Origin of the sequence: Nocardia vinacea NBRC 16497 (assembly GCF_000308835.1) — a bacterium.
Lineage (GTDB): Bacteria > Actinomycetota > Actinomycetes > Mycobacteriales > Mycobacteriaceae > Nocardia > Nocardia vinacea.
On sequence record NZ_BAGN01000190.1, the window covers coordinates 1 to 6,978 of the forward strand.

A 6,978-nucleotide genomic window follows, 5' to 3' on the forward strand; every position below is an offset into this window, starting at 1 on the left:
ACCCTGGCCGCTGCCACCAGTGAAAAACCGCAGGTGATCCTGGCCGACAACGGTTCGGTGGACGGTGCGCCGGAGCTGGCGGCGGAGGCCAACGCACACGTGCGACTGCTGCGGACCGGCGGAAATATCGGTTACGGCGGCGCGATCAACCGGGCGGTCGCGGAGATCGATCCGAGCGTCGAATTCATCGTCATCGCCAATCCGGATATCCGCTGGGGCACCGATTCCATCGACAAGCTGCTCGCCGCCGCGAAGCGCTGGCCGCGGGCGGGCGCGCTCGGGCCGATGGTGCGCGAGCCCGACGGCAGCGTCTACCCGTCCGCACGCTCGGTGCCCGGACTGCTCGACGGCGCCGGACACGCCATTCTCGGCACGGTGTGGCCGTCGAATCCGTGGACCCTGCGCTACCGCCAGGACAACGAGCAGATCTCCGAGCGGGCCGTCGGCTGGCTGTCCGGTTCGTGCCTGCTGGTGCGGCGCGCGGCCTTCGATTCGATCGACGGCTTCGACTCGCGCTACTTCATGTACATGGAGGACGTGGACTTCGGCGACCGGATGGGCAAGGCGGGTTGGCACAACGTCTTCGTACCCGACGCCGAGGTCACCCATGCCAAGGGCCACGCGGCCGGACGCCATCCCGAGGTAATGCTCCCCGCGCACCACGCGAGCGCGTACCGATTCCAGGCCGATCGGCATCCGCACTGGTGGCAGGCCCCGTTGCGGTTGGCGTTGCGGGCCGGACTTGCGATCCGTTCCCGAATTGCGGTTCGATCTGCGCTGCGTCAACAGGCGCGCGAAGCCCAGAGCTGAGCGAGCTTCCGAGAACGCGGGCGGTGCCCTGTGGCAGGCTGCGGTCCATCCGAGAAGGATCGTGCCTGGAACTGCCGAAATGGCTTTCCGGACACGCTGTAACGTCACAAGTTCGGCACGCCAGGTGCCGAAGCCGTGTCGCTGGGTACTGAAAACTGGTGTCGGTACCCAGCGCGCACAACCGAACACACGATTCACCGTGAACAGGGAGCATGATGGCAGGAAATGCAGGCACCGACGCCGTGATTCTGGTCGGCGGCCAGGGCACGCGGTTACGTCCGCTCACCCTGTCGGCGCCCAAGCCGATGCTGCCGACGGCCGGACTGCCGTTCCTGACCCACCTGCTCGCCCGCATCGCGGACGCCGGAATCACCCACGTCGTGCTCGGCACCTCGTTCAAGGCGGAGGTCTTCGAGGAATACTTCGGTGACGGCGCCGACCTCGGCCTCGACCTCGAGTACGTCACCGAGACCGAACCGCTCGGGACGGGTGGCGGCATCCGCAATGTGCTGCCCAAGCTGCGCGCCGACAACATCATGGTGTTCAACGGCGACGTGCTCGGCGGCACCGATCTCGGTGCGATCCTGGACACCCACGAGTCCACTAATGCGGATGTGACCCTGCATCTGGTTCGGGTGAGCGACCCGCGCGCATTCGGCTGCGTGCCGACCGACGAAAACGGGCGGGTCACCGCCTTCCTGGAGAAGACGCAGGATCCGCCGACCGATCAGATCAACGCCGGTTGTTATGTCTTCCGGCGCGAATACATCGAGAAGATCCCGGCGGGGCGGCCGGTGTCGGTGGAGCGCGAGGTGTTCCCTGCGCTGCTCGCCGAAGGTGCCCGCGTGCAAGGCCATGTCGACTCCTCCTACTGGCGCGATATGGGTACGCCGGAGGACTTCGTCCGCGGCTCGGCCGACCTGGTCCGCGGCATCGCCCCCTCCCCGGCCCTGCCCGGACAGCGTGGTGAATCTCTCGTCCACGAGGGGGCGGGCGTCGCCCCGGGCGCGCTGCTCATCGGCGGCACCGTCGTAGGTCGCGGTGCCGAAGTAGGCGCAGGTGCGCGCCTCGACGGCGCGGTGCTCTTCGACGGCGCCCGCATCGAAGCAGGTGCCACTGTGGAACGCTCCATCATCGGCTTCGGCGCCCGCATCGGCCCCCGCGCCCTCGTCCGCGACGCCGTCATCGGCGACGGCGCCAATATCGGGGCCCGCTGCGAACTACTACGCGGCGCCCGCATCTGGCCCGGCGTCGACATCCCGGACGGCGGCATCCGCTTCTCCACAGACGTGTAATAGAAAGGCGCACCAGGTATTCGGCGTGCGCGAGGTGGGCGCACGGTGAACCGTGTGCGAGCTCAACCGACCCGCTGCTTGCCCCTCCGCGGCCTCGGAGAAGGTGCGGAGGGACTCAGCTGAAGCCGACGGCCTGTTCGCCCCAGGCGGTGTGCAGGTCGCGGTCCGGGTTGTCGATTACCCGGTCGATGTTGTCGATCAGGAGTGTGGTGCGGGTGCTGGGGCGGTAGGGGGGCCAGTGTTTGGAGCCGTCGATCGCGGCGGGAACACCGTGGGTGGCGAAGGCGAGCCAGCGCCGTTGCATGCGACCGGAGACTTCCATGGCTACCTTGCGCCCGCCGAGCCAGAAGGTGGGATCGTGGTTGAGGGTGCCGAAATTGCCGAAGACATAAGGCAATTCGGTGGCGTGACCGGCGCCGACGCGAGCTGCCTTCAGCATGGGGGTGGCGTGGTCGAAGCGGTACATCCAGGTCGGTGAGTGCTGGGCGTGGCCGTCGGCGACCCAGTGGGCCGGCATGCGGAAGGCCGCGTCGGTGGACATGGCAAGTGCGCCACGGGTTTTCGCGAGATCCGGATAGGCCGAGGTGATTTCGGCGATGCGCTCGGGCGACATATCCGGATGATTGGCGGCCACATCGCGCAGCATGGCGTTCACCGCATCCGGGGTCACCGGCATGATCGGCGAGCGGAGGACGCGGAACAGCGAGGCCTCGTCCTTATTGGTGCCGATGATCAGCGGTACCCGATGCGAACGGCCCTGTTGAAAGCGGTCGATGGGATAGGTCGGGACCAAATAACCGTCGACGACGGGCGCGGCGGCCAGTCGGCCCGGCTCTTTCAACGGAATCTCATCCAGCAGTACGCCCGCCGCGGTGACGATCCGGTCGATCGGGCATTCCAGCAATTCGCTTGCGCGAGAATACGGCAGCTCGATCAGTTCCAGAAAGCGTTTGGCCACGGCGGCAGCCCGCTCCTGGCCGAAAACCGTTGTCGCGGGCGGGCTTTGCGCGATCGCCTGGTGGAACAGACCGGCCGCCTGCGGGGAAGTCAGCAGTGCGGTCACGCATCCGGCGCCGGACGATTCACCGAATAGCGTCACGTTGTCCGGATCGCCGCCGAATGCCGCGATATTGTCGCGGACCCACTCGAGTGCGGCAATCTGGTCGTGCAGCCCGAGGTTCGGCGTGAAATCGTCCGAAAGCGAGGACAAGTCGAGGAAGCCGAGGGCACCGAGGCGGTAATTGACCGTCACCACGACCACGTCACCGGCTTCGGCCAACTTGCGACCGTCGTAGATCTCCTGGGCCGCGGTGCCGAGGCAGTACGCGCCGCCGTGCAACCACACCATGACCGGGCGCGGCGCACCGTTATCCGCCGAGCTACGCGGCGACCACACATTGAGCCACAGGCAGTCCTCCCCCATCCGCAGGTCGGAGTCGACCGGGACCATATTGCCCATTGTCTGCGGGGCGATTTCGCCGAAGGTCGTGCACTCGCGGATTCCATCCCACGGCCGCGGCGGCAGTGGCGGCCGGAACCGGTTCGGACCGGACGGCGCGGATGCGTACGGAATGCTGCGCCACACCGCCACCGGTCCGTCCCAGCGTCCACTCACGCGGCCCCAGGTCGTCTGGGCGACCGGCTCGGTGTCGCCGACCTCGGAGCCAGGTTCGATATCGAACTGCGTGGTCATCTTCCGCACCTCCTGCCTACGACCCGGGCAGTGCGCTGCGAGTTTGCTCCGGCCGGGTCCAAGCACCTAGCGATCTCTAATCGAGAGTACGTCCAGTTGCACAGTGGATAGGTAGGACGCACCTCTCACCCTTGGCGCTACGCTGGGCCGATGCCGAGTTATAGCTTCCGGTGCCGCAGCTGTGGCGACACTTTCGAGGTCAACCGTCCAATGGCGGAGGCGTCGAATCCAGCGGCCTGCCCGAACGGCCACGACGACACGGTCAAGCTGCTGACCACATTTGCCACGGTCAGCAGGGGTGGCGGCGGTGCCGCCGCACCCGCGCCGGCGCCGCGGCCCGCCGGTGGCGGGTGCTGCGGTGGCGGCTGCTGCTCCTGAATCCGGCGCGGCGATCGGCGTGGTCTATATCACGCTCGGTCGGGTCGGTCTCGCTTGTCTACGTGGCCGAGGTCACGGTCCGGTGCGACGCGGTCACGCACGCGCTGCTTGAGTACGGCGATATCAGGGAATCCGCCGTCCGCCTTGCGCTCCCAGATCTGGTCGCCATCGATGGTGATGCGGAATACGCCGCCCGTGCCGGGGATCAGCGCCACCTCACCGAGTTCGGTGGCGAAGGTGCTCAGCAATTCCTGTGCCATCCAGCTCGCGCGCAGCAACCAGCGGCATTGCGTGCAGTATTCGATCGCGACACGTGGCATGGGTGGCACGCTACCCGTCACGGTTCGATGATGCCGTCGAGGTAGAACCAGGCGCCGTCCACCCGGGTGAATGTGCTGACCTCGTGCAGAGATCCACGTCGGCCTTCGGCCTTGTAGTGGGCGATGAATTCCACCGTGCCGGTGTCGTCGAACGGTCCGCCGCGCTCGGTGCGCACGATCTCCAGGAACAGCCAGCGCTGGTCCGGGTCCAGGTCCAGCGTCTTCGGTCGGGTGCGCGGATGCCAGGACCGCAGCAGGTATTCGGTATCGCCGACCGCGAATGCGGTATAGCGCGAACGCATCAGCGCCTCGGCCGACCCCGCGGGCCGCTCCCCCGCCAGCACCGGACCACAGCAGGCGCCGAACAGCTCCCCACGCTTACACGGGCACGGCTGTGAGTCGTCCATGACTACGAATCTTGCTCGCCGTGCGTATCACTGCACACTCCGGGGCCTTTGATCAAGATCAGGTGGCACTGGTGGAGGGGGCTACTCGGGCGATGCCAACGCAGATTCCACCTGATCTTGATCCATGCGTTGGCGTGTCGCACGGAGTGTCGCGTAAAGGGGCGCTGACGTGGGCGATCCGGCAACTCCGGGGCGACGAATCACGGGGTGGATAAGCGGAAGTGTCGACACCGATCAAGGAGCCCGCCATGGGACTGCTGAATGTGTTGAACATCTTGGGAACCGGTTCCGCCATTGCCTCGGAGGGCCTTTCGCTGCTGGCCGGCGTCATCGGACTGTTCAGTCAGTCCTGACTTCTCGATCGATCCAGCGGGTGGCGGCTGTGGCGAGTGAGCTGGCGATGGCCGCGGTCTGCTCGCGCCAGCGGCGTAGTTCGGTGACGCTCGGGGCGAGTTCGTAATCGTGGTGGTGGGCGGCGCGGGACAGGGCTGCCCATACCGTTGCGACCTGCGCGGCGGTGGCGTCGCCCGCGAATACGCGCAGGGCGAGCAGTTGGGCGCGCATCGGGCAGCGCGCCAATTCCGGTGCCACCCGCAACCACAACTCGTCGACGGATTGTTCGAGCGCGAGCCGCAGAATCCATACCGTCGCCCGCGACCACAGCCCATCGGCATCGGTCACCGACCCGTCGAGCAGGCGATCCACCGCTTCGAACCGCTCGGCCACCGTCGGCCGCGGCGGATGTGGTTTCCCCACCGCCCCTTGCTTGCGCGCGCCCCCTCGCCGCCCCGCCCCACCCACCTTCTGCTGCCGAGCCCCCTCACCCCGCCGAGTCGTACGGCCCTGCCGAGCCGCGCCGCGGTTCCCACCCGATTCGTCCGGCACCTCGACTTGCCTTCCCGCCCAACCCTTTCCACCCTGCCCGACCGACTTCCCCCGCGAGCCGCCATCCCCCTTCCGACCGGCACCGTCTTGTCGCCCCTCGATACCTTGCACCCCCGCGCCACCCGATGGATCACTATCTCGCGCCCGACCGTCGTCCGCGTCATCACGCACCGCGCTCACCGCCACCCCAGAGCTATCGATGCGCAGCACTCGTTCATCGGCGTAGCCAGCCGACGAACTTCTCGGTGTCGGCAATCAGGTCGCGCATGCTGCGGCCGATCGGGACGTGTGCTCCTGCGGTAGCGTCGCGTAAGGCGTCGACGACCCATTTGCCTTCCCGGGCGAGGTGTTTGTTCAGGTCGTCCACTCGGCCGCCGATACCCATTACCGCGAGCGCGACCATTGCGCGGGTTGTTTGCGCGCCTTCGATATGGCGTTCGACGTCGCGGTGGTCCATGCCGTCGGCGAGCAGATTGCGCCGGGCTCTGGCCAGGCTGGCCGCTTCCACGGCGGAGCGGCAACAGGTGGCCACCAGTTCGTCGGCGATCGCCGGCGGGAGTTGCGGGGTGCGGACCAGGGAGCGGGCGTCGTCGAGGTAGCGGCGGATCGGATCGCTGGATACCCGTACTTCCACTACCGAGCGTTCGCGGCGCTGAACTTCGAGCACGCTGGCGTCCAGTTGCATGCGCCGCACAGCCTCGGCCAGCCGCTCGTCATGGGTGAAGACGATGACCTGCCGCGTCCACGCCATGACCTCGAGCACCTTGGCCAGGCCGTCCACCTTGGCCGGATCCATGGCCTGCACCGGGTCATCGATCATGACGAAGCGAAAAGGACTGTCCTCCACCGTCGCTCGCGGCAGGAACAGCGAAAGCCCGAGGGCGTGCAGCTCGCCTTGACTCATCACGCCGAGCGCCGCGCCGTCGACCTCGTCGACGGTGACATCGAGCAGCACCCGCCGCGCGGTTCCGGCGTTGCCCTGCAATCGAATCGCACCGAGTTCGACATTGCTCTGCTGACGCAATGTGCGCCAGACCCAGCGCGCCGTGGTTTCCAGCGGCGCCATCCGCTCCCCGCGCAATCCGGCCGTCGCGGATTTGAGCCAATCCTCGGCGCGCTTGAGTGTGCGCAGTTCGCTGCCGTTCGCGACGACGGCGCGGGCCCCCTCCAGCCAGCCGCTGATGCGTGGC

The 6,978-nt window shown here is 67.4% G+C and carries 7 protein-coding genes and 1 pseudogene; 3 read left to right on the top strand and 5 right to left on the bottom strand.

Annotated elements, in window-relative coordinates:
- Positions 1 to 810 (top strand): glycosyltransferase family 2 protein (locus ON44_RS26430; protein ID WP_040694951.1); only part of this gene is annotated, 810 nt, incomplete at its 5' end.
- A 215-nt stretch (positions 811 to 1,025) separates the two neighbouring features.
- On the top strand, positions 1,026 to 2,105 hold the full coding sequence (gene manB / locus ON44_RS26435; protein ID WP_040694959.1) for a mannose-1-phosphate guanylyltransferase: 1,080 nt from the start codon (positions 1,026 to 1,028) through the stop codon (positions 2,103 to 2,105).
- 115 nt (positions 2,106 to 2,220) lie between these two features.
- On the opposite strand, the gene ON44_RS26440 is transcribed toward manB, so the two are convergent.
- Positions 2,221 to 3,798, bottom strand: a complete 1,578-nt coding sequence (locus tag ON44_RS26440) for a carboxylesterase/lipase family protein (protein ID WP_040694952.1) — start codon at positions 3,796 to 3,798, stop codon at positions 2,221 to 2,223.
- A 150-nt stretch (positions 3,799 to 3,948) separates the two neighbouring features.
- Here ON44_RS26440 and ON44_RS26445 point away from each other — a divergent pair, with 150 nt between their 5' ends.
- Positions 3,949 to 4,176: an FmdB family zinc ribbon protein gene (locus ON44_RS26445; protein ID WP_040694953.1), complete on the top strand. Its 228-nt coding sequence runs from the start codon at positions 3,949 to 3,951 to the stop codon at positions 4,174 to 4,176.
- A 29-nt stretch (positions 4,177 to 4,205) separates the two neighbouring features.
- Here ON44_RS26445 and ON44_RS26450 read toward each other — a convergent pair whose 3' ends face one another.
- From ON44_RS26450 to ON44_RS26465, 4 genes and pseudogenes are all read right to left on the bottom strand, one after another.
- Positions 4,206 to 4,496, bottom strand: a complete 291-nt coding sequence (locus tag ON44_RS26450) for an Rdx family protein (protein ID WP_040694955.1) — start codon at positions 4,494 to 4,496, stop codon at positions 4,206 to 4,208.
- A 17-nt stretch (positions 4,497 to 4,513) separates the two neighbouring features.
- Positions 4,514 to 4,903 (bottom strand): YchJ family protein, encoded by a 390-nt coding sequence (locus tag ON44_RS26455; protein ID WP_040694956.1) that lies wholly within the window; start codon positions 4,901 to 4,903, stop codon positions 4,514 to 4,516.
- A gap of 339 nt (positions 4,904 to 5,242) precedes the next feature.
- On the bottom strand, positions 5,243 to 5,659 hold the full coding sequence (locus ON44_RS26460) for a hypothetical protein (protein WP_051182482.1): 417 nt from the start codon (positions 5,657 to 5,659) through the stop codon (positions 5,243 to 5,245).
- Positions 5,660 to 6,002: 343 nt separating this feature from the next.
- Positions 6,003 to 6,978 (bottom strand): annotated as a pseudogene (locus tag ON44_RS26465) (hypothetical protein); the annotation flags it as partial.